The organism is Runella aurantiaca, from assembly GCF_003339505.1.
GTDB lineage: Bacteria > Bacteroidota > Bacteroidia > Cytophagales > Spirosomataceae > Runella > Runella aurantiaca.
In genome coordinates, this window is the sequence record NZ_QPIW01000027.1 from 67,183 (window position 1) to 88,796 (window position 21,614).

General features: G+C 42.8%; 17 protein-coding genes. 14 read left to right on the plus strand and 3 right to left on the minus strand.

Annotated elements, in window-relative coordinates:
• The first annotated feature begins 27 nt into the window (after positions 1-27).
• From DVG78_RS23980 to DVG78_RS24000, 5 genes are all read left to right on the plus strand, one after another.
• A complete protein-coding gene (locus tag DVG78_RS23980; protein WP_114463564.1) occupies positions 28-1,809 on the plus strand; it encodes a lipid A-modifier LpxR family protein in 1,782 nt (593 codons plus the stop codon).
• A gap of 247 nt (positions 1,810-2,056) precedes the next feature.
• Complete coding sequence (locus DVG78_RS23985) at positions 2,057-3,208, plus strand: DUF4856 domain-containing protein (RefSeq protein ID WP_114463565.1); 1,152 nt, start codon at positions 2,057-2,059, stop codon at positions 3,206-3,208.
• Positions 3,209-3,303: 95 nt separating this feature from the next.
• Positions 3,304-4,452, plus strand: a complete 1,149-nt coding sequence (locus DVG78_RS23990; protein ID WP_114463566.1) for an imelysin family protein — start codon at positions 3,304-3,306, stop codon at positions 4,450-4,452.
• A gap of 3 nt (positions 4,453-4,455) precedes the next feature.
• A complete protein-coding gene (locus DVG78_RS23995; RefSeq protein ID WP_114463567.1) occupies positions 4,456-5,805 on the plus strand; it encodes an HTTM domain-containing protein in 1,350 nt (449 codons plus the stop codon).
• Complete coding sequence (locus tag DVG78_RS24000) at positions 5,783-8,206, plus strand: TonB-dependent receptor domain-containing protein (protein WP_114463568.1); 2,424 nt, start codon at positions 5,783-5,785, stop codon at positions 8,204-8,206. The genes DVG78_RS23995 and DVG78_RS24000 overlap by 23 nt, the downstream gene beginning before the upstream one ends.
• An 81-nt stretch (positions 8,207-8,287) precedes the next feature.
• On the opposite strand, the gene DVG78_RS24005 is transcribed toward DVG78_RS24000, so the two are convergent.
• Positions 8,288-9,631, minus strand: a complete 1,344-nt coding sequence (locus tag DVG78_RS24005) for a S8/S53 family peptidase (protein ID WP_114463569.1) — start codon at positions 9,629-9,631, stop codon at positions 8,288-8,290.
• 136 nt (positions 9,632-9,767) lie between these two features.
• Here DVG78_RS24005 and DVG78_RS24010 point away from each other — a divergent pair, with 136 nt between their 5' ends.
• From DVG78_RS24010 to DVG78_RS24020, 3 genes are all read left to right on the plus strand, one after another.
• Complete coding sequence (locus DVG78_RS24010) at positions 9,768-10,259, plus strand: hypothetical protein (protein ID WP_114463570.1); 492 nt, start codon at positions 9,768-9,770, stop codon at positions 10,257-10,259.
• A 64-nt stretch (positions 10,260-10,323) separates the two neighbouring features.
• Entirely contained in the window at positions 10,324-10,971 is a 648-nt protein-coding gene (locus DVG78_RS24015) for a hypothetical protein (protein ID WP_114463571.1), read from the plus strand.
• Complete coding sequence (locus tag DVG78_RS24020) at positions 10,968-12,128, plus strand: sensor histidine kinase (protein ID WP_114463572.1); 1,161 nt, start codon at positions 10,968-10,970, stop codon at positions 12,126-12,128. Before DVG78_RS24015 ends, DVG78_RS24020 begins: the two co-directional genes overlap by 4 nt.
• Before the next feature lie 19 nt (positions 12,129-12,147).
• Here DVG78_RS24020 and DVG78_RS24025 read toward each other — a convergent pair whose 3' ends face one another.
• Both DVG78_RS24025 and DVG78_RS24030 read right to left on the minus strand, forming a co-directional pair.
• Entirely contained in the window at positions 12,148-12,891 is a 744-nt protein-coding gene (locus tag DVG78_RS24025; RefSeq protein ID WP_114463573.1) for a LytR/AlgR family response regulator transcription factor, read from the minus strand.
• A gap of 2 nt (positions 12,892-12,893) precedes the next feature.
• Complete coding sequence (locus DVG78_RS24030) at positions 12,894-16,151, minus strand: sensor histidine kinase (RefSeq protein ID WP_114463574.1); 3,258 nt, start codon at positions 16,149-16,151, stop codon at positions 12,894-12,896.
• Between the two features lie 536 nt (positions 16,152-16,687).
• Between DVG78_RS24030 and DVG78_RS30675 the strand changes: the two genes are divergently transcribed.
• From DVG78_RS30675 to DVG78_RS24055, 6 genes are all read left to right on the plus strand, one after another.
• Positions 16,688-16,786: a 3-coathanger stack domain-containing protein gene (locus tag DVG78_RS30675; protein WP_374755729.1), complete on the plus strand. Its 99-nt coding sequence runs from the start codon at positions 16,688-16,690 to the stop codon at positions 16,784-16,786.
• Positions 16,787-16,894: 108 nt separating this feature from the next.
• Complete coding sequence (locus DVG78_RS24035; RefSeq protein ID WP_114463575.1) at positions 16,895-18,349, plus strand: PQQ-binding-like beta-propeller repeat protein; 1,455 nt, start codon at positions 16,895-16,897, stop codon at positions 18,347-18,349.
• 218 nt (positions 18,350-18,567) lie between these two features.
• Positions 18,568-19,272 carry a hypothetical protein gene (locus DVG78_RS24040; protein WP_147277166.1) on the plus strand — a complete coding sequence of 235 codons (705 nt, stop codon included), beginning with the start codon at positions 18,568-18,570 and terminating at the stop codon, positions 19,270-19,272.
• 54 nt (positions 19,273-19,326) lie between these two features.
• The gene (locus DVG78_RS24045) at positions 19,327-20,172 is read left to right on the plus strand and encodes an LGFP repeat-containing protein (protein WP_114463577.1); all 846 of its coding nucleotides are present in this window, start codon (positions 19,327-19,329) and stop codon (positions 20,170-20,172) included.
• 258 nt (positions 20,173-20,430) lie between these two features.
• Positions 20,431-21,150, plus strand: a complete 720-nt coding sequence (locus DVG78_RS24050; protein ID WP_114463578.1) for a hypothetical protein — start codon at positions 20,431-20,433, stop codon at positions 21,148-21,150.
• A 134-nt stretch (positions 21,151-21,284) separates the two neighbouring features.
• A complete protein-coding gene (locus DVG78_RS24055) occupies positions 21,285-21,614 on the plus strand; it encodes a LytTR family DNA-binding domain-containing protein (protein ID WP_114463579.1) in 330 nt (109 codons plus the stop codon).

A 21,614-nucleotide genomic window follows, 5' to 3' on the forward strand; every position in this document is an offset into this window, starting at 1 on the left:
AACATCATTATCTTACCCGTCTGAAAAATGAAAACTTCTCAATTATTGATTTGGGCTGTCTTTATGCTGCTGTCGACTTCTGCCTATGGTCAGATGAATCCCCAAAAGCAAGTTGTGAAGGATACGCTTGCTACGTCTAAGGTCAGTCAGTTGGCGGATACTATTTTTAAAGAAGTAACGAAGAAGTATCCCATAAAAGAAAAGAACATTTCTTATGAGAAAGGAGATGCACGAGCAGTATTTGAAGCAAATAAAAGGATATTGACGGCTAAAGAGGCCATCATTTTCAAAAACGAACTGGTAGGTAAAGATTCACTGTTAAATATTTCCAACGTTGCCATCAGAAAAAAAACAATTTCTGACGCTTTGGAGATGGCTGTATTTAAAAACGATGTCGATATATTGATTGATAGTCTTCGATTGATTAATACAGCTATAGAAAGCAATGAAATTGAGTTCAGAGTTGAAAGGATTGCGGAATACAAAGTGATTTATGAGGTTTATGAACGGTTTAAAGGATACATAGATCAACAGTTAAAGGGGCGAATTTCGGGGGATGTTTACCTCAATGGGTTACTTAAAAACCTAGATATTGTCAAAAAACACATGAATTTATTGTTAGAAAATCAGTTTGTTTTCTATCGGTATACCCCAACTTCAAAGCAATTTGTTAAGAGTATTCACTTGTTCCACGACAATGATATTTTACTATTTTCAAAAATGAATGAAGATAGAAATTATACGGGTGGATTTCGGTTTGAGTTTACGACCGATTACTTCAAAATGCGACTTTTTCGCCCCCTCAACAAAAACAATATTCTGAGTTATCAGAGTATTCTTCTGGGGGGAGAAGGCTATACTCCTTACATCCGATTTAAGGAGGAAGAAGTGGAAAACGCAATGGGCATTCGGTTGGTAATCAATCAAAACACTGGATATTTTGATCAAGCATCGCAAGACTCAATCATCAAATACATGCGCGCCAGACAAACCCAGACTGACAGACCTTTTGCCTCATTTCAGTATGTAGCCCGGGGAAAGTATCGCTTAAATTACCATGGTCACTGGCGTTCAAAAAGCTTTTTTAAAATCGGCACTATCGGCGGCAATATTGGGAGAAATCTGCAGGCCGCTATCCATCAGGATTTGACCCAAGGTTCTATTAAAGTACTGAATTGGGAAGACCAAATCGCTAACGGAGGTAGGCTGGCATTTAACATTGATCACCACTTTGATTTAATGCTTTTTTCTTCAGAAAGTACTGTTTTTGAGAAAGATAAATACCTGCGTGAATCAAATCGGAGCAAATGGCCAAAGTTTCTGAATGTTTATGTGCCTTTGGAGGTTCACACAGGCACCGAATTGGATGCATTGGGGGCGGGCCTTGGGCTATCGAACCGAAATTTCAAAGAAAAAAGTGGGACCAATGATTTGAAAATTGATGACAATCGGTCGCAGCCGATGCTTCAAAGATGGTATAATAATTTTAGCGCGTCATCTGAAATACGATACCGTTATGTTCTTCATAATACGATGCTTGAGGGTTTGGGATGGGGAAAAACTTGGCAAGATGATAAATACGATGACGAAGCACCTACGAAATACACATTGAGAAAAAATGAAGTAAATAGACACCTATGGACTTGGGACGTTTTTGCAGGATTTAGATTCAATAAAGTCTCTATTTATTACATGAGGACAATGATTTTAAATAAAGAATTTCAGAAAATGATTTTAAATACAGAAACCCCCGATAGCGCAGGAAAACCCTACGGTTGGGGCAGAATCGGTTTTAATTTCCTGTTGTAGCGCCCTCAGGTTATTTATCAAAACACTTACTGATAAATATTCCCCATTCATAGGGCCTACTATTCAACTGCAAAGTGACAGGCTGGATACATCAAGGACTTCATTTACAGATAATTAGTACCCAATGACGAAGGGCATTATTCAATCACCCAAACTGTTATTTTTAAAATTTTTCTTTCTGTTTATTTGTACTTAGTCTAAATAATGCAGAAGTTTGCAGCATTATTCACCATTCAGCTCAAAAACAATGCGCAAAAATTTGTTACGTTTTATCCCTATCAGCCTTTTGGTTGCGGTGTTGACTTCGTGCAAAACTGAGGATACCACCACTCCGCAACTCCGTACTTCAATTGATTATGCCGCGCTTACTCCAACCACGTCATACAGTAGCCTTTTTGTAGACAACAGCGGAGCAACGACCGTTGACCTTAGCAACGGAAATAACCGTTATAAGATGTTTCAGGCGCTCAATACTTACATTAGTTCGGCCATCAGTGGCAACCGACAAATTGATGCTACGGTACTGAAAAACTTGTACGCAAATACGGGAAATGCCTTTGCTGATAGTACTAAATTGAACACTTCTGGCGTCCAGCTACGTAGCATTACGGCCTCGTCGTGGGCGGCGACTGAAGCAGAAAAAGTAAGAGCATTTATCGAATCCAATTTTACGGCCGTGGCCGAAGCAAGCAAGTCGGTGACGACGGTAGCAGCCAAAGGCAAAGCAGGTAAACTCGGGACATATCTAGTGGATGAAAAAGGAATTGAGCCGATTCAAATCATTCAAAAGTCGCTTATTGGTGCTTTACAGTACGATTATATCGGAAATGTGTTGTTGACCAAAGGGCTTGACGCCGATAATTCTACGTTGGTAACGGGCAAGAATTATACGCAATTGGAACAAAATTGGGACGAAGCTTACGGTTTATTGACCTTGAACCCCATTTACCTGAACGGTTCTACGGACGATAAAAGAGGCACCACCGAATTTGCCCTTGGGTCGTACATCTGGGAATACAACAAAAGTGCGTATGCGCAAATTTATCCTGCTTTTCTCAAAGGCCGGGCGGCGATTGTGAACAACGACAAAGCCGAGTTGAAAAAGCAGGCTGACCTAATAAAAGCAGCCATGGAAAAAGCAATTGCGGCGTCGGCAATGGGGTATTTAGGACCAAAATACGTAGCAGCTCAAACCGATGCCGCCCGTGCTCACGCCATTGGCGAGGGACTCGGGTTTATCTACTCGCTGCGGTTTGCTACCATCAATAGCGCCGATGCGACTTTCTCGGATAACATCCTGAAAGCGTTGATTTATGATGCACCAAATGGTTTTTGGGACTTGACCCCCTCCAAATTGTCGGCGGCCTCAGACGCCATTAAGGCGAAATTTAAGTTGTAAACATTTTTTTAGACACACTGTTTTTATGTGAGGAGGGTTGAGAACAAGTCATTGTTGTCGGCCCTCCGATGTCATTTTAAATTCCAAATTGTGCAATGATAACTTTCAAACAGGTAGCCATTAAATGTAGTATTGTTTGTCTTCTCGGAGGTCTGCTTTGGGCGTGTGGTAAAAATAATGCCACCACCGAGCCCGAAGGCGACAATGATGCAAAAGACCGACAATCGGTATTGACGAATTTGGCCGATAATATCATTCTGCCTTCCTACGCCAATTTTAAAATCAAATTGGATGCAATGGTGACAAAATCGCAGGCCTTTTCGGCCAAACCCGACGTGGCTACCTTGACCGAATTTCGTCTGGCGTGGACGGAGGCCTATGTTGAATGGCAAAAAGTAGAATTGTTTGACGTGGGACCCGCCAACCGAACCGCTATTCGCAATTATTACAATATTTATCCAGTTAGCGTGGCAGGAATCAATGAATACATCGCTGACCCTTCAACTAACTTGGAAGTGGCATCGTCGTACGACAAACAGGGTTTTCCAGCGCTGGATTATTTACTCAACGGCGTTGGCGCTACCGACGCTCAGGTGGTGGCCTATTATACCGCTGCAACAGAAGGACCCAAACGTTTGGCGTACATCAAACGCATTACAGACCACATGACCTCTTTGCTGACCAAAGTAATCACGGACTGGAACAGCAGTTATAAAACCGAATTTACCACCAAAACTGGCCTCGACATTGGCTCGCCAATGGGTGAATTAGTAAATGGCTACGTGCTTCATTATGAGCGTTTTATCCGTTCTGGAAAATTTGGGATTCCTTCGGGAGCTATGCTCAACGGCGTGGTAGCTCCCGAAAAAGTAGAGGCTTTTTACAAAAAAGACATCTCCAAACAATTGGCTCAGGCGGCCCATCAGGCATTTATAGATTTCTTCAACGGAAAGAGCGTTACGACTGGTCAGGAAGGGCCAAGCCTGAAAACCTACCTCAACGCCCTCGGTGCCAAAGACAGTAGCACGGGGATGTCGTTGGCCGAAATCATCAATAAACAGTTTGAGACGGCTAACCAAAAAATAACTTCCTTAAAACCGAATTTATACGAAGAAGTAAAAACCAATAATACCGCTATGGTGCAGGTATATACCGAAATGCAAAAAGCCGTTCGTATGTTGAAAGTAGACATGACGGCCGCGATGAGCATCGTGATTACCTATACCGACAACGACGGTGACTAAAGCGTGAAGGGTTATTTTAACAAAACAACATCGGCAGCGCCCTTGGCGGGATTTAGAATTGCATTCGGTCTGATGCTTTTCGGGGGCATTGTACGCTTTTGGAGAAATGGCTGGATTGAGACCTTGTACGTCCGACCGAGCCATTTTTTTCCTTTTTATGGGTTTGAATTTGTGCGTCCCCTAGGAGAATATACCTACGTTTTGTTTGCAATCTGCGGCATTTCTGCTCTTTTAGTGGCCATTGGGTTGTTTTATCGTTGGGCCGCCATCGGCCTATTTTTGAGTTTTACCTACATCGAACTGATTGACAAAAGCACGTATCTTAATCACTATTATTTTACGAGTGTCGTTTGCCTGTTGTTGATTTTTCTGCCTGCCCATGCCTATATCTCGGTAGATGCGTATCGTCGGCAGACGCTTTTGGCCGATTCCATCCCGCTTTGGTGTGTAGATTCGCTGAAGCTTTTTGTGGGAATGTTGTACTTTTTTGCGGGCTTGGCGAAGCTCAACAGCGATTGGCTATTGCAGGCGCTGCCCTTGCGAATCTGGTTGCCCGCCAAAAATGACCTACCTATTCTTGGATTTTTGTTCAATTACGATTGGATTCCTTACGTATTTAGCTGGTTTGGGTGCCTGTATGATTTGAGCATACCGTTTTTGCTTTGGAACCGCAAAACCCGCCTTTTCGCTTACGCTGCTGTGGTTGTTTTTCACGCGTTAACGGCCATTTTATTTCCTATCGGTATGTTTCCTTACATTATGGTGGTGACGGCGTTGATTTTTTTCTCGGCCGAATTTCACCAGAAAATCATTGAGCAGCTCGGACGTTGGTTTTCGGTGTCGACTACTTTTCTCAGGCCCGCAAAAACCTACGGGTATCCACCCATGCTAAAGCCTTTTCTCCTCGCGGGATTTTCGATTTTCTTTATCATTCAATTGTTAATGCCGTTTCGTTATTTGCTATACCCAGGGGAGCTTTTTTGGACTGAAGAAGGTTATCGTTTTTCGTGGCGGGTGATGCTGATGGAAAAAGCGGGGTATGCGCAATTTACGGTACAGGACGAGGTAGGGAATCGGGCGGTGGTGAATAATAGCTTGTTTTTGACCCCTTTACAGGAAAAAATGATGTCTACCCAGCCAGATATGCTGCTGCAATACGCGCACATTTTGCGGGATGAATACACCAAAAAAGGCTTTCGCAATCCGCAAGTATACGTGGATTCGTACGTGGCGCTCAACGGCCGCTTGGGGAAACCCTTGGTAGATCCCACCGTTGATTTGGCTAAAGAGCAGGATTCTTTTAAACATAAAACGTGGATTACCTCATTTGATGACAACATTACGGGTTTTTAGCGCAGCAATGTGCCTACTTATTTCGACGACGGCCGTGGCGCAGTTTCAACTTTCTGGTCGAATTTTGGCGCGGCAAGATAGTGCCACCATCAAAGGCTGTTCGGTGTATCTTTTGAACGGAAAGCGGACGACTTCAACCGACCAAAACGGGCTTTTTACCTTCAACAACCTACCAGCTGGCACCTACGAATTACAGACGGAATGTGCTGATTTTAAAACCGCCAAAATCTCCCTTATCATTGCCAATCAAAACCATTTTGTAACGGTTTTATTGGCGGGGCGTAGTGAAACGCTCAATGAGGTGATTGTGAGCGAAAAGCAGGCTGATTTTGGCTTTACACGAATGAGGAGCGTCGAAAGTATGGGGATTTACGAAGGGAAAAAGTCGGAAGTGATTATTCCTGAGCAACTTGTCGCCAATCTATCGACCAATAACGCCCGTCAAATTTACGCTCGGGTAGCGGGACTAAATATATGGGAAAACGAAGGGGCTGGCCTACAACTTAGTATTGGTGGCCGTGGATTGGACCCCAACCGCAGTTCAAATTTTAACGTTCGTCAAAACGGCTACGACATCAGCGCCGACGCGCTAGGCTACCCTGAAAGTTATTACACACCTCCCATCGAAGCCGTTGGACGCATCCAGATTGTGCGCGGTGCGGCGTCGCTCCAGTACGGGACGCAGTTTGGCGGGCTGCTGAATTTTGTCATGAAAAAGCCCGTAGCAGACCGCAAATTGGAAGTTGTAGCGCGGCAAAGTCTCGGTTCTTTTGGATTTTATAATGCCTTTACAAGCGCGAGCGGAACGGTGGGAAAAGTAAGTTATTACACATTTTTTCAGTATAAGCAAGGCAACGGCTGGCGGCCCAATTCGCACTTTAACAACAACACGCTGTTTGCGGATGTTGATTATAAATTGTCGGAAAAATCCACCCTCGGTGTCGACATCACGCACATGAACTATCTGGCGCAGCAGCCGGGCGGGCTTACTGACCAGATGTTTCGCCAAAATCCCCGCCAAAGCAACCGCGAACGCAACTGGTTTAAAGTCAATTGGAATCTTTTTGCGCTTCATTTTGACCATAAATTCAACCCCAAAAATGAGTTTAATCTGCGGGCTTTTGGGCTTTCAGCCGCCCGTTATTCGCTGGGCTTTCGTCCCAACCGCGTGGCCAGTGTTGATGACAACAGCGAGCGCGATTTAATCAAGGGAGATTTTATGAATTGGGGCCTCGAAGCTCGCTTTTTAAAGCGTTATTTCTTGGGCAAAAAACAAGGTGTTTTGTTGGTCGGCAGTCGCTACTACCACGGTTTCAATCACAGCATTCAGGGCTTAGGAAGCAAAGGAAAAGATGCTAATTTTACCTTCACCGACGATCCGCAAACCATTGCTTCCGATTATGAGTTTCCGAACCAAAATGTTTCGGGTTTTGTGGAAAACATCTTTTACCTCAATGACCAATTGTCCGTCACACCGGGGCTTCGCTATGAGTACATCTATACCACGGCGGCGGGTTTTTACGGCACGATTCAACGCGATTTGGCAGGAAATATCATCACATCAACCCGCACCAACGAAACCCGTACCAATGGTCGTCAATTCTTGTTAGGGGGAGTAGGGGTGAGCTATAAGCCTGTCAGTCAGTTGGATGTGTATGCTAACATTTCGCAAAACTATCGTTCAATAACGTTTAGCGATATGCGAATCACCAATCCATCGTCGGTGATTGACCCTAATTTGCAGGATGAAAAAGGCTATTCGCTGGATGCAGGTATTAGGAGTGTACAAACAACGCTGTACAATTTTGACGTCAGTGCATTTTATTTGAATTACAACAACCGCATCGGTGAAGTGCAATTTTATGATGAAAGTCAACGCGTGTTGCGTCGTCGCGGAAACATCGGTCAGGCGGTTATTTACGGGCTAGAATCCTATGCCGAAGCGGATTTTTTGCGGATGATGCGGCCCCAAAATACGAATATCAGCGGTGTGTTATTTGCCAATATGGCGGTCATTAAATCTTCTTATAAGGCCAGCGAAATTACGGCTGTTGTGGGAAAACAAGTAGAATTTGTTCCAAAAATCAATCTCAAAAGTGGTTTGCGCGTAGGCTACAAACAGTTGAAAGCGTCTTTTCAGTATACCTATCTGTCAGACCAATTTACGGAAGCCACCAATGCCGTAGAGGGTGGAGTTTCGGCGGTAGTGGGGCTTATCCCAGCGTATTCAATCATGGATGTGAGCTTCTCGTATGCTTTCCGTCAATTCCGCATAGAAACCACCATCAATAACCTCGCCGATACAGCCTACTTTACCCGCCGTGCCACTGGCTATCCTGGGCCGGGCATTTTGCCCTCCGACGGCCGCAGTTTTTATGTGACCTTGCAGGCGAAGTTTTGAAAGAGAGAAGATAGAAATTTTGCTTCATCATCATGTGAATTTAACAAAACGATCAAGCCGATAATCTTTAAACAGTGGTTTTCAGGGAATGAATGCATTAACCTCGTTGCTTAGTAAAATGCCATCCGCCAGATATTTTGGGGTGCTAAGTGGTCCTCTTGAACTTGGATTAGACACTATATTTCTGGTTACTTTTCTAAACAAATCCCTCATTTGGTATGGGGTTAAATATTTCCTGTTTTTTTTGAAATATTGACTTTGTAAACTAACTGCCATGGCGGCAATCACGGCCGAGGCTGCTGAGGTACAGGAGTATCGTCCACACATATCTTGTTCGGGAACTATGCTTTTGAAATTTGTAAGGCTGTAGACATCTATTCGTTTTCCATAATTTGTATTTGGGAAGATTGTATACCCACTGGGAGCTTTATAGGCGGCCCCCACTACAATAGCTCCCGAATCTTCCGTGACGCTTATATGCTTATTGCCGTTGCCCGCAGGTTCTATGACCGTAACACCAAGACAGTGGGTTGCAATATGTATTAACTCCTGAATTTCAGGAACACTTTCCGCTACTTGGCCGTATATATCATATTCAAGAAGCACAATATCTCCTGGGTTAGATACCAGTAAAGTTTGCATAAGAGCACGGGAGACGGATATATTAGAGTCGGAAGGGGAAATATGGCATAGATTATCGTTGATGGAATAAAACGTTCTTAACTTGCTATCAGGAACGATTCCAAAACGTGTTCCACAACATCCTGCTAAAGATTGGTTTGCCCAAAAAACTCCCAATGTTTTGTCGGCGTGTTTTTCTCTTGAGGATCTCGACCTTAAAGGTCTATGGATTTCAGCTTGTGACAATTTTGAACTGATGCAGCTATTTAGAGAAGGATAACTTCCGCTTTCAATCAAGGAGAAGTACGCAGAATCTCCCTTTGCCATATGACTCAAACGCATGCCAATGACATAATTATCATTTATATAGCGAGAATTATTAGCATTACATGTTCCCGACGCATTATTAACATTTCCTGCGTTATATACATCTACCCTCGCAAAATAGTCTTTAAATTTAGATGTCAATATTGCTAAGGTATTTGAATCAAATGTGCATCGATTTACCCTAAAAAATCGTGTCAAACTATCCACCGCTTCCCTGCATAAAGGTACTCGGTTTGATAACGCTTTTAAATCGCTTTCCTCAAAAACTGGAATCAACTCAATTCCAAAGTCATTTTTCAGTTGATTCAATAAATTATCCTGACTTGAGCCTGTATTTTTTTTTAATTCAATGATAATATTTTGAATTTGTTCACTCTTTTTGGTTTTTACCTTTTGTGGGATTTTCTTCTTCCCATTTTGGGCAGTTAAAAAATTCGCCAATAACAGACAAATGAATAATAAAAAGATTTTTTTCATGAATTCTGTAAGATTTTTGTAAAACTACAGCGTTTTTACATTTACACCTATGACAAAAATGACCGCTTGATAACTTTTCCTATGATTCACTGGAAATAGGTTCAATTTTTGGGCTTCACCTTAAATAATTACATTTATGCGCAAGGCTACTGTTTCTTTATCAACGCAATTCTCAGACGAAAAGATGCTTACAGAATTGACAGAGAACTATACCTTATATGAAACTGGTCCTAATATCAGCAATGATATGAAGTTGTTGTTTCGAAAATTTCATGAAGTGGATGAAGATGGGCTTCGTCCAGATGGAAAAACTCAGCATTTTGGGATTGCGATTTCTAAAAGAGAGTTGTTGGAAATATTAGATGGAGATGATTGCATTGCGCTCCAAATTTGCTTCGGATTTCAACATGATGGTTCGCATAACAACATTAATAATATTCCCAAATTAGCTATTTTAGACAATGCCACGGTGTTGGTTCTCTCCCGTATTGAAACCATCACGAATGCTACTGGGACAAAAATTAACCGAAATAATGAAGCTTATTGGACAACTTCTGCGGATATTAAACCCACCGATGTAGACTGCCCCCCTTATGTCACCAATTGTAAGAAACCAGAAGAGCGATAATAATTTTTATGCTTATCTCAACCAACCATTAGCCAATTGGAGTGATAACACCTAATTTAATTGTATGGATTTAGCAACTTTTAGTTTCTATTTTGCCGTAGGGTGTTCTCAATTGGTTATTATTCCGATTTTGGTAGGGCTTTGGAGGAAGCATTTCCTCTCCAAAGCCCTATGGGTGTTTTGGCGTTTTCTATTGCTGGCTTTTCTGCTGACCAATGTTTCTATTGGTCTGGCTTACAGTGGAATCCATAATCATTTTATGAATTATTTTGATTCTCTTAATGTCGCTATTTTGCCGATTTATTATTTTAAAATTTTGTTTAGAGAACACGTACTGGCAAAATGGATTCCTTATGCGGGTTTGTTAGGTGTGTTATTGTTATTGCTGGATGGTTTTTGGCTCAGTGGATTCTACAATGTCAACGGGTTGTCGAGTTCTGTAATCAATTTTATGGTACTAAGTTTGGCATTTTTGTATCTAAAATACTCTTTCAGTGCCCAAACTTCGTACCTTCGACAGCCCAATGTCTATATTTGTATTGGTTTGATGGTTGCTTTTGCTGTTGAGTTTGTTTTTAGTTTATTCAAAGAAAAGTTACTGCATACTGATGCTACTTACAGGGTTTATTTTGAAATGGCTAACCTTAAATATTTTTTTAGACTTATTGCGCTTTTCCTTTACACGGTATCGTTCAAAAAAGCCACTAAATGAGACTCTTTTGTCTGTCGTTGTGCGTGTTGTTCATGGTCAATGTCTGCAGCTATGGGCAGCGCTCAATAATATTCCGGAAGTTTATTGCACAGGCCATTGGCATCAACTACGTTAAGGATACTCAGCAACCCATCCGACTTCATTTTCAGCCAAGTCAGGTGAGTATTGAATTTGTAGATTTAGCAGACTCCGCAAATGCCTATTATGAATGTGAGTTGAAAGTTCAGGCATCGATTGTCAATACGCTTTCACTAGGGAAGGTTAACGTAATCAACTACGCAAATCTGCTGGGTGGGGATTACGAATTAAAAATTAAAAATTTGACAAATGGCCATACAGCAACACTTCAATTTTACATTGAGCCTGTATTTTGGGAACAGTGGTGGTTTGCGCCGCTGATTTTTCTTATTACAATGGCTATTATGGGGATTGTTTTTTATTTCTTTTTTTTATACAACACGCGAATTCAGCTTCATTTTCAATCGCTTAAACACGAACTCGAAATCAAAGCTCTACGGGCGCAGATGAACCCGCATTTTATCTTCAATAGCCTGAGTACCATTGATTCCTATATTGCACGAAAGCAATGGAACGAAGCGTCGGATTGTTTGCAGAAATTCTCTAAACTGATTCGACAAATTCTGGAAAATTCCGAAAATTCGACTATCAGTATTGAAAAAGAGCTTGCCACTTTGCGGTTATACATTGAACTTGAAGAGGCCCGTTTTTCACACACCTTTGTGTCTCGTATCGAAGTGGATGAAGATTTATTGGATGCTTCTTTCCAAATCCCGCCATTAATGCTTCAGCCTTTTGCCGAAAACGCTATTTTGCACGGCTTACGGCATTTAGAAGGTCGTCAGGGTTTGTTATTGGTACAGTTGCAAATTGCTTCAAGGAATGATAAGGAATATTTGTTTTGCCAAATTGAAGACAATGGCATTGGTAGAAAAGCATCTTCAGAGCTCAACAACCAATACCGAGAGCCTCATAAATCCATGGGGATTAACGTGACGTTTGAGCGAATTGCGGCTCATCAAGCCCATTATGGCCCGCAAATCAAAACCGAAATAGAAGACCTGACTGTGCCAGATACTGGCACCATTGTACGTATATGGTTGCCATTATTTGAGAATTATCAAAAGGTAAAACCCTGAAAGCAACGGAGATTTAATATTAAAGCCAGCCAAAATACTCGGCCAGTCGGTCTTTGTTTAAACGCGAAACTGGAATAGAAACCCCATTGGTCATAATCACATAAGCGCCTTCTCCTTTGACAAATTTTTTGATGTGGTTGAGATTGATTAAAAACTGACGATGGACTCGCAAAAATCCCCGTTCTTCCAGCAATTCCTGTATTTCTTTCAGTGATTTGGTCACCAGATAAAACTGCCCTTCCGAGATGTAAAACTTGGTATAGTTGTCGTCTGATTCGCAATAAAGAATCTCAGACAGATTTACAAACGCTACGCCGTTTTGGTAGGGCAGGGCTATTTTGTCGGGAAAAGTTTTGGCGGTATTGGAGAATTGGCTTCTCAGATGACTGACTTGCTCTTTGGAGGTTTGTTTTTGCTTTTCAATTTTATGGATGGCCTGCATCAATTCGTTGCTGTCGATGGGTTTGAGCAAATAATCCAAAGCACTGTACCTGAAAGCCTTCAGTGCAAACTTGTCGTAGGCCGTCACAAAAACCAAGGCAAACGGAATGCCTTCTACGGCTTCCAACACCTGAAAACCGTTCATTTGGGGCATTTCAATGTCCAGAAAAACCACATCGGGCTGGTGTTCAATAATGGCCGCAACCCCTTTAATGCTACTGGTACAAGCAGCGACGACTTCAATTTGCGGGCATTTTTGGCTCAGACGGATGGTTAGAAGTTCTACCGCGTCGGGTTCGTCGTCAATGATAATGGCTCTCATAATTAGATAGGTATCTTTACTGTTACTTTGGTGCCGATGGCTTCGTCGGTGTTATTTTTCAGGTCAACGATCTGTACTTGAGTGGTGGTATTGTAGAGCTGATTAATGAGTTCAATGCGTTCAGCGGTGACTTTCATGCCGTAAGATTTATTTTGAGTAACCGATTTACTTTTGAATTTGCCGGCTTTTTGGCGACCTATACCATCGTCGGTAATTTCCACCTGCAACACATCAGTGTTGGGTTGGGTGATTTCAATACGCACCGTTCCTCCCTCATCTTTGTGCATCAGGCCGTGCCAGATGGCGTTTTCCACAAAAGGTTGCAGCAGCAAAGGCGGTATTTGGATATAACTTTGATCAATGCTTTGAGTGATGGTAATATGGTAGTTGACTTTACCGCGAAAACGCATTACTTCCATTTCAAGGTATAGTCGCAGGGTTTCGAGCTCGTTTTCGAGCGTGACTTTTTCGGAACGGGAGTTTTCAAGTACTAACCGAATCAACCGTGAAAACTTGGTAAGGTATTCGGTCGCTTTTTCGGTGCTATTTTGGGTGGTGTACAACTGTATGGAATTGAGGCAGTTGAAGATAAAGTGCGGGTTCATTTGGGCGCGCAGGGCGGCCATTTCGGTATGGGCAATGCGATTACTTAATTCAGCTTCCCTTTGTTTGCGCAGGGCTTCTTCGGCTTTCAGGCGATTTTTGAGCGTTTTTTGGTTTAATTGATAACGATAAACGGAATAAACAACCCCTAACGTAAGTAAACCAAGCAGCGTTTTAAACCACCAAGTTTGCCAAAAAGCGGGATGTATAATGATTCTTAAACTGCGCACATCACTCCATGTGCCATCATAATTGCTCCCTTTGATTTGTAATACATATTCATCGGGCGGTACGTTGGTAAAGGTAGCCAATGGTTTATTGCCCACGTTGACCCAATCTTTATTAAACCCTACCAATTGATAGGCATATTGATTTTTATTCTGCTGAAAATAAGACAAAGCCGAAAAACCCACGCTAAAAAAGTTTTGGTCATGGCTAAGTTCAAGTGCATCAATATAGTTAAGACTTTTGGGCAGTGTTAAGGCTTGGTCAAATACGTTGACATAGCTGAAAACCACATTGGGTTTGATGGTATCAGGTTTAATATCTTCATCTCGGAAACGAAATTTCCCAAAGTAAAACCCGTCATCGCTTGTTTTGCCAAACGAAGTCCAATCAAAATTAGAGAGATCGTATTCTGCACCAAATTTTTGTATGTCACCATTGTCGGGGTTGTATCTTATCAAGTTGGTTGAAGAACGTACCCACATGATTCCCTTTTTGGTGAGGTGCATGTTGTACAGCGATTCTATTGCTGAAACTTTGGAATAGGCACGTTTTTGCTGGTCGTATTTCCAAAGGCCCATATCGCTTTTGGATAACCAAACTACCTTACGAGCTTTGTCTTCTACTATTTTTCTTAAATAGCCATCTGGGTGGCTCAGAAATACTTTTTGAAGTGTTGCTTTTTGCGTATTTGGGTCAAACAAAACCAAAAAGCCTGAGCGATAACCAATCCAAATTATCCCTTGGCTGTCGGTCATTATGGAGGATATTTCTTCGGTTTCATTTATAGCTTTTTTTAAACCTTCATATATCCTAAAACCTTCAAACGCTTTGGTAAGATGATTGAACTTAATGAGTCGCCCAACGTCTGCAAACCAAACGTTACCCAATTGGTCTTGACAGTAAGCTCCAATGCCCATTATCTGCTCCGTTCGATTTCTTTCCGCGCCCAATCCTTTTATTTCGGCTTTGATAGGCACAACAATTCCCTTTTTTTTGTCTAACTCAAACAAGCCACCTGTATCGGTTGAGCCAAATAGCCAAAGTTTTTGGTTAACTCTATCGTCTAATGCACCTACAATGTCTATATACTCCCCTTTTTTATTGACATATCGCCATAGTTCTTTATTCGATTTGGTGGTTTCGTCATGTTCAGCTACTACCATATAGTTGTCATTGTGGTAGAGGTAAATGTGTTTGTTCTCTTTTTTGAGCAAAGTTCTGAATCCGGTAGCCTTTTCAGGAAGCAAGGTATTTCGTCGAAAATATTGTTTTGAGAGGTCTAAAAAACCAAGGGTATTTTCATTGGCGGCATTGCTGTCCATGCCAAACCAAATTGTATTTTTTGAATTAGAATAAAACTCACCACCATAGTTCATCAGTGCAAAAGGATTGCCCAGCTCGCTTGTATATAGGTACGACTTAAAAGTATTTTTATCGAAAACTGTAAGGTGGTCGCCATTCTTGAACCACAGCTCGTCTTTATTTTTGATTGCTATGCTACTAATTCTATTTTGAACCACTTTTGAAAATAAAAATCGCTTCCATTGATGCGTTTGGGTATCAAAACGCAACAGCCCTATCTGAAACCAATCGTGGCCGAGCCATAAATAGCGGCCATCGAAAACAATATTATGTAGAAAATTGAAGGCATCTTGTCTGGAGTCAATCTTCATTTCGGGGGTAGAGATAGTAATTGGGAAACTCACACATTGGCGAGTGGCAGGGTCAAAATAAGCTAATGAATGTGGGTGCTGGGTCGTAAGTGCCATGCCCCATACCCATCCATTGGGGGTTGTAATGAGGGGTAAAAATTGCTTGAATTCTTCTGGTCCGTTTTGGTCACTATATGCGTTTTTAACATTTTTTGGTAAAAATCTGATAAAACGTAAATTAATGTAATCAAACCTAAATAAGGGCAAGGGTAAATTATGACTGTTTTCGTCATGCTGCTGCACAAACCAAAGGTCATTGTCATTACCCATCATTTGCCAGTACAAAAATCTGTGTTCTAATTTTGGGTCTTTGTACTTAACAAATGGGTTTTTATACTGACGAAAAACTTCGTTTCCTGCATCAAAAACAGCAAAACCATCGTCGTTTGTGCCAACTATATTCCCCTTTTTTGACTCAAATAGCACCCAGTTTGAGTTTTTAAAAGCCTTGCTATAATTTCCGTCATACCGTATCAAGGGTTCATTTATGTTTGGCTCGCTTTTCAGCCACAGATACCCCTGTTTATCATGTAATATAACTTTCTTAGCATTGGCTTTTTTGAAGGATTCCACATTGATTGTGACTGGGTCAAACCGCAGATGAGGCCCTGATTTGACCTTACTCTCCGGTATGCGTATTACTTCTATCTTTTGGGCGGTTGTACGCAGCCCATTAAAGAAAAAGAAGTAAAAACATACAAATAAGCGGTAAAACATTGGAGTTTAAGGGTTAAGATGCCTATACCTCAAAGGAAACAAAGTTAACAGAGTTCGGTATAAATGAGTATTGCCACCACTACTTTCGTTTCAGGGCTTCTTTATGGTTGTTTTTGGGGTCAAAGATCTGTACTTGGGTGGTTGTGTGATAAAGTTGATTGATGAGTGCAATACGTTCAGCGGTGACTTTCCCCAACTCCTAAGAGCACTGTTGCTCCAAAACAATAGCGTGAGACACAGATGTACGAGAAAAAATCCCTGGGCTTTCAACAGATAGGAAAATGAATGAGCGATATTATTTCATCAATGCTATGAAAAAAAACGAAGCTTAGGAAAGCAATCCCCGTCAACTGCATAGAATATTGGGTGAATGGCGGTATTGAACAGGTGGTGGTAAAACTCCGACTCAAGAAAATAAATCCGTTACCACAGACCGTTTAGTCAATTACCCGGTATTTCCGGTTGCTCACCCTTTAAAATACACCACTCACACGTAGGAAATGGAAACGGAATAGGGAAGTGTGTAGGTTTGGCTCATCAATCATACCTACCAAGCCAAAAGTATCCAAATCAATGAAGGGTTTAAGGCAGATAATGGAACCGTTTTTACGGCACAAATCGGTGGGTATAATTAAGAATCAAAGGTTTTGAGTCGTTTTGTACACTACTCCTGCGATGTACGCTCACCTATTGTATCTGATAAACACACTTTTATTATCCATTAAAAAATCGCCCAAAAGCAAATGAAAACACCTGTCCGTTTACTCATGCCCCTTTTATTCATCCTTGGGCTTATTATAATCTGGTCATGTAAGAATGAACCCGAACCGACGCCTACGCCAGTCACCAAAAGCTCGGCCAAAGACATCACCCAATTCAGCTTCTCGGCCCTCAGCCCTGCTGTAGATGCGGTTATAGATGCCGCGGCCAAGACCATAAAAGCGACCGTACCGGCGGGAACCGATATTACCAAATTGGTACCGACGATTACTGTTTCTGACAAAGCCACTTTATCGCCGGCTACAGGTGCAGCGCAGGATTTCTCCAAAGAAGTAAGCTACACCGTGACGGCCGAAGATGCTTCTACGCAGATTTTTAAAGCGACGGTCACCGTCGATAAACCCATCAATAACGGCACGGTGTACATTGGCAATCTCGACGGCAATTTTTACGCCATAGATGCCCTAACGGGGGCTAAAAAATGGGAATTTAAGACCGGAGCGAGCGTTAACTCCACCCCAACGGTGGTCAATGGTGTGGTGTTTTTTGCGAGTTGGGATAAAAAGCTCTATGCCCTTGATGCCGAAACAGGCGCAAAAAAATGGGAATCGAATCCAACGGCGGTAGTCCTGTTGCAGCCCTTCGCCGCTCCGATGGTGGTCAATGGAATGCTTTATTATGGAGGAGAACATCATTTATACGCCCTTGATGCCGCGACCGGGGCTAAAAAATGGGAATATATGAATGACGACGTATATAGCTGGCAGGCTTCGCCAACGGTGGTTGATGGCGTAGTTTATGCCACCATTCGGGGCAGTTCCGGTGGAAAGTCCGGTTTACACGCCTTAAATGCCACCACAGGTGCTCTGAAATGGCATCAGCCCGGCATCGGTATTTCGGAGTCTTCGCCCGCAGTAGCAAATGGTATACTCTTCGCTGGGTCGGAATTCAACGGATTTATGGCCATAGACGCCCAAACCGGGGCCATCAAATGGACGTTTGCCAGCGGCTGGGTCACCAATTCATCTCCTACCGTTGCCAACGGTGTTGTTTATGTGGGTGCGAGTGCAGTCGCCAATTCCAATAATGATAAACTCTACGCGGTAGACGCTGCTACTGGGGTAAAGAAATGGGAATTTAGAACCCCCGATGGCGGCCCCGATTATTCGTCACCCATGGTGGCTGGCGGCATTGTCTATATCGGTGCTGGGGGCACGCTTTATGCGGTGGATGCCGCTTTGGGTACCAAAAAATGGGAAGCTAAACCCGAGGTCGGCAATTTGATTCTTTCCGGGCCGGTCGTTGCAACGGGGCTGGTTTACCAAGCCATCGGCAAGAAACTATATGCCTATGATGCCGCTACGGGTGCTAAAAAATGGGAATACGATACCGGCCGTACCATTGATCATTCTTCGCCCTGCGTAGTGGCCAAAGATGGTACGGTGTATCACGCGGGCATCAGTGGGGCGGTGCAGTAAGCACTTGTGCATTGGATCTTCCAAATCCACTTTACTGCCGAGGGAAATGGGTTAATCACTTTGTTTTTTGTAAAAAGTGTTTCCCGACGCAGGCAAGTTTACGACTTAGGGTAACTGGCAATTGATATTTACGAATCAATTGCCGGTAGACTCTCCTGCATTGATGATATGAATCAGTCAGGGTTAAATAAAGTAATCATCCTTTTTCCCCTTTAATAATGAAACTGTTACTATCTGCTTTACTCCTGCTAAGCACAATGGTCCTTGCTCAACAAAAAAAGGGTATTCCTGCCACTACCCAGAAAGCTCCTGCAACGACCGCCAAGCCGGCCGCACAAACGACATACGAGAGCCTGAAAACAGTTCCTGCCCAACAGCCTCCCGCGAATCCCATTCCATCGCAATCGGAATATGATAAGTACCAAAGCAGCCGCACGGTGGTAATGGCACCCGTCGATCAGCCCCCACAAGTAGGGACGGTCGTTAAACTAAATTTCATGCGTTTAGTGGTAGGCGGTATTGATGTAGAATTAGAGAAAAGAGTCGCCCCCAAATCGTCGGCCATCCTCACTGGCGGCTATTATGCCTATGGACTTTTGAAAGGGGGGTATCGCCTTGGCATGGATTATCGGCAGTATTTGGGTAAAAGTTACTCGCCCAAAGGACTCTATGTATCGGCGGGAGCCATGGGAAATTTTGTGCCTGTTAAAGACAATCAGCTTATCGGAAAAACAACCGTGGTGTTGCTCAATCTCAGGGCATTGGTAGGTTACCAAATACTGTCAGGGCATTTCGTGTTTGATGTGGCTGCTGGGCCCGCGTATGGTTTCGTGACCAGTACCGATACTTTTTCTGACCCCGACAAAGCGCTGAAAGTAGGCTTGTTGCCTGTCGTCAAGTTATCGTTGGGCTATGCGTTTTGATAGTTGAATTTTCACATTTAAACCACCCGTGGCGACGGTATTACGCATAATCCAATGAAAAAAATATCCATTTTGTTGTTTGCATTAGTAGTCCTGTTGGAGGGATGCAAAACCGAAGAAACCACAGCGGTCGACCCTGCCGCTGATGCCCAAACCGCCATCGAAGCCAAATTCAAATCAATAGGTTGGGACAAAGACGGCCACGCACCTTTCAACGGCACCGGTGCTGTCAAAACCCAGGCCGGCAAAGGCTACGTGCAGTATTATGCCTTTGGAGGCAGAAAAACTGCCATTTACTACTATCCTGATTATGGTACCTTTTCCATGGATACTGCCGAAATGGCCGGTTATGATAATGCAGGGCAAGATAAATTTGCTTTTGTAGTGTCCGACCCCAAATCCTGCGGTACAGGCTGCGGCTACAATGACGTAATTATGACCGCCGACAACTCGGAGGGAATCAATGTTGGAGGAAACTGGGTGTATGGCGAAATCTACAAAAAATACAAAGCCGTCAATCGCTGGGACGGGCCCTTGGGAGTACCCGTAAATAGTGAATCTAATGCTCAAACGGCAGGAAGTAGATTTAACAATTTTGCAAAAACGGGTTCAACAGTTACTGGTACTATTATTTCCAATGGTCAAACCGGCGCTCAAGCTGTTTGGGGAAAAACATATACAATGTGGGGGAGGACAAACTGGGATGCAGGTTGGCTCGGATTACCCAAGTCGAGCTGTGACCCCAATAAGGCCGATAACCAGCAAACCGTTGATTTTCAGAGCGGATCTATTAAGACAGGTCCTACTTGCGGTGCATATTTTAACAAAAACAATGAAACTGTGTATCAGAATGGAACCAGAGCCGCTAATGTCAGCAGTATTCCCTGTTATAATTTGTAAGCCTTAATATTAAGCGCGAGCCTCCGGCCACCTATCCAACTTTTTTTAAATTTTAAAGGCCGGAGGCAAAGCTATTAAACTTCTAAAATCATGAAAAATTTATTCGTTTCTCGTACCTGTTTTTTTGATGGTGATTGTGGTAGGGCTAGACGGCTGCAAATCAGACGAATCTGTTAAGCCATTCATCAACAGTTTCTGTTCTTTCCCTGTGGGGTTTAATTATAAATCAAATTCAAACCGAGGGTACCAACATTTCATATGAAAAAACAAACACTCACCTGCCTTTTTTGTGCCGTTACCTGCATTACGAACGCTTTTGGGCAGGAGTTTATTCCGGGTTTCGATTCGTTTTCGCACAGTAAACCCGCTTACGTTCATTTGGGCGACGGGACAGTTATGGAAGGAGAAATAGACGACATAGATCGTAAAAAAGGCTTGATTGAGGCAATTGCTATGAGGTCAAAAAGCGGTAAAAAGGCGCAGCTATTTCCCGACGACATTAAGATCATGTATTTGCCGGCCACCGCAATGACCAAATTAGATAATCGCATAACCACGATGACCAACGTTAGAAAACTACAAAACGCTGACGTAAATATGGAAACCATCAATAAAGGTTACGCCTATTTCGAGAAGTCTGTGGTTGTTCTCAAAAAAGAAACTCTCACATTACTCTTGCAGGTGGTGAACCCGTCCTTTTGTCAAAAAATAAAGGTCTATCACGACGCGTATGCGGGCCAGTCTGCGAGCCTCGGTGTGGGTAGTATGACGGTGGCGGGCGGACTCGACAAGTCGTATTTTGTAAAAGTAGGCAACCAACCCGCTTTTAAGTTGAAAAAGGCTGATTATGAAGAAGAGTTCCCGAACATATTTGCCAATTGTCCCGCATTTTCTCGAAAATATGCGAGTAAAAAAGACCGCGTCTGGCGAGATTTTGCTAAACACGTGGCCGAATATACGGAGCTCTGCAAGAATTAATGCCGAGATATTCGTTTTGAAATGCTTTGATTGTCAGTGACTTGCTGTTGCAGTTTCTGTTGAATAACAAATGAATACCCTACATGAGTTTCCATTTAATATTGGAAAGTAACTTTTTGAAATAACAATAATCTATGTACCATCAACTACCGCTCCGAACGCCCATTGAGGTAGAAACCATCCTCTACCTCGAAGGCGACAGCAATTATACCAGCGTTGTTTTTACCAACGGGCAACGGTTATTGCTGTCCAGAAATATCGCTTTCCTGCTTACACTTTTGCCCGAAACTTTGTTTCTGCGGCTTAGTAAAACGCACGCCGTGAATACAACTTATCTGGATACGATGCATCTCAAAGGATATTCACGCTACGCCCAATTGAACACCGGGCACAAGTTTGAGATAAGTCGCCGCCGAGCGTCTGAGATGCGTAAAGCCAAGAAAGCCGCGAGTTTTTCCACCTAA

Excerpts from the sequence above, each read along its gene's own strand:
- DVG78_RS23980 (WP_114463564.1), top strand. The coding sequence starts at position 28 with ATGAAAACTTCTCAATTATTGATTTGGGCTGTCTTTATGCTGCTGTCG.
- DVG78_RS23985 (WP_114463565.1), top strand. The coding sequence starts at position 2,057 with ATGCGCAAAAATTTGTTACGTTTTATCCCTATCAGCCTTTTGGTTGCG.
- DVG78_RS23990 (WP_114463566.1), top strand. The coding sequence starts at position 3,304 with ATGATAACTTTCAAACAGGTAGCCATTAAATGTAGTATTGTTTGTCTT.
- DVG78_RS24000 (WP_114463568.1), top strand. The coding sequence starts at position 5,783 with ATGACAACATTACGGGTTTTTAGCGCAGCAATGTGCCTACTTATTTCG.
- DVG78_RS24005 (WP_114463569.1), bottom strand. The coding sequence starts at position 9,631 with ATGAAAAAAATCTTTTTATTATTCATTTGTCTGTTATTGGCGAATTTT.
- DVG78_RS24010 (WP_114463570.1), top strand. The coding sequence starts at position 9,768 with ATGCGCAAGGCTACTGTTTCTTTATCAACGCAATTCTCAGACGAAAAG.
- DVG78_RS24015 (WP_114463571.1), top strand. The coding sequence starts at position 10,324 with ATGGATTTAGCAACTTTTAGTTTCTATTTTGCCGTAGGGTGTTCTCAA.
- DVG78_RS24020 (WP_114463572.1), top strand. The coding sequence starts at position 10,968 with ATGAGACTCTTTTGTCTGTCGTTGTGCGTGTTGTTCATGGTCAATGTC.
- DVG78_RS24025 (WP_114463573.1), bottom strand. The coding sequence starts at position 12,891 with ATGAGAGCCATTATCATTGACGACGAACCCGACGCGGTAGAACTTCTA.
- DVG78_RS24030 (WP_114463574.1), bottom strand. The coding sequence starts at position 16,151 with ATGTTTTACCGCTTATTTGTATGTTTTTACTTCTTTTTCTTTAATGGG.
- DVG78_RS24035 (WP_114463575.1), top strand. The coding sequence starts at position 16,895 with ATGAAAACACCTGTCCGTTTACTCATGCCCCTTTTATTCATCCTTGGG.
- DVG78_RS24040 (WP_147277166.1), top strand. The coding sequence starts at position 18,568 with ATGAAACTGTTACTATCTGCTTTACTCCTGCTAAGCACAATGGTCCTT.
- DVG78_RS24045 (WP_114463577.1), top strand. The coding sequence starts at position 19,327 with ATGAAAAAAATATCCATTTTGTTGTTTGCATTAGTAGTCCTGTTGGAG.
- DVG78_RS24050 (WP_114463578.1), top strand. The coding sequence starts at position 20,431 with ATGAAAAAACAAACACTCACCTGCCTTTTTTGTGCCGTTACCTGCATT.
- DVG78_RS24055 (WP_114463579.1), top strand. The coding sequence starts at position 21,285 with ATGTACCATCAACTACCGCTCCGAACGCCCATTGAGGTAGAAACCATC.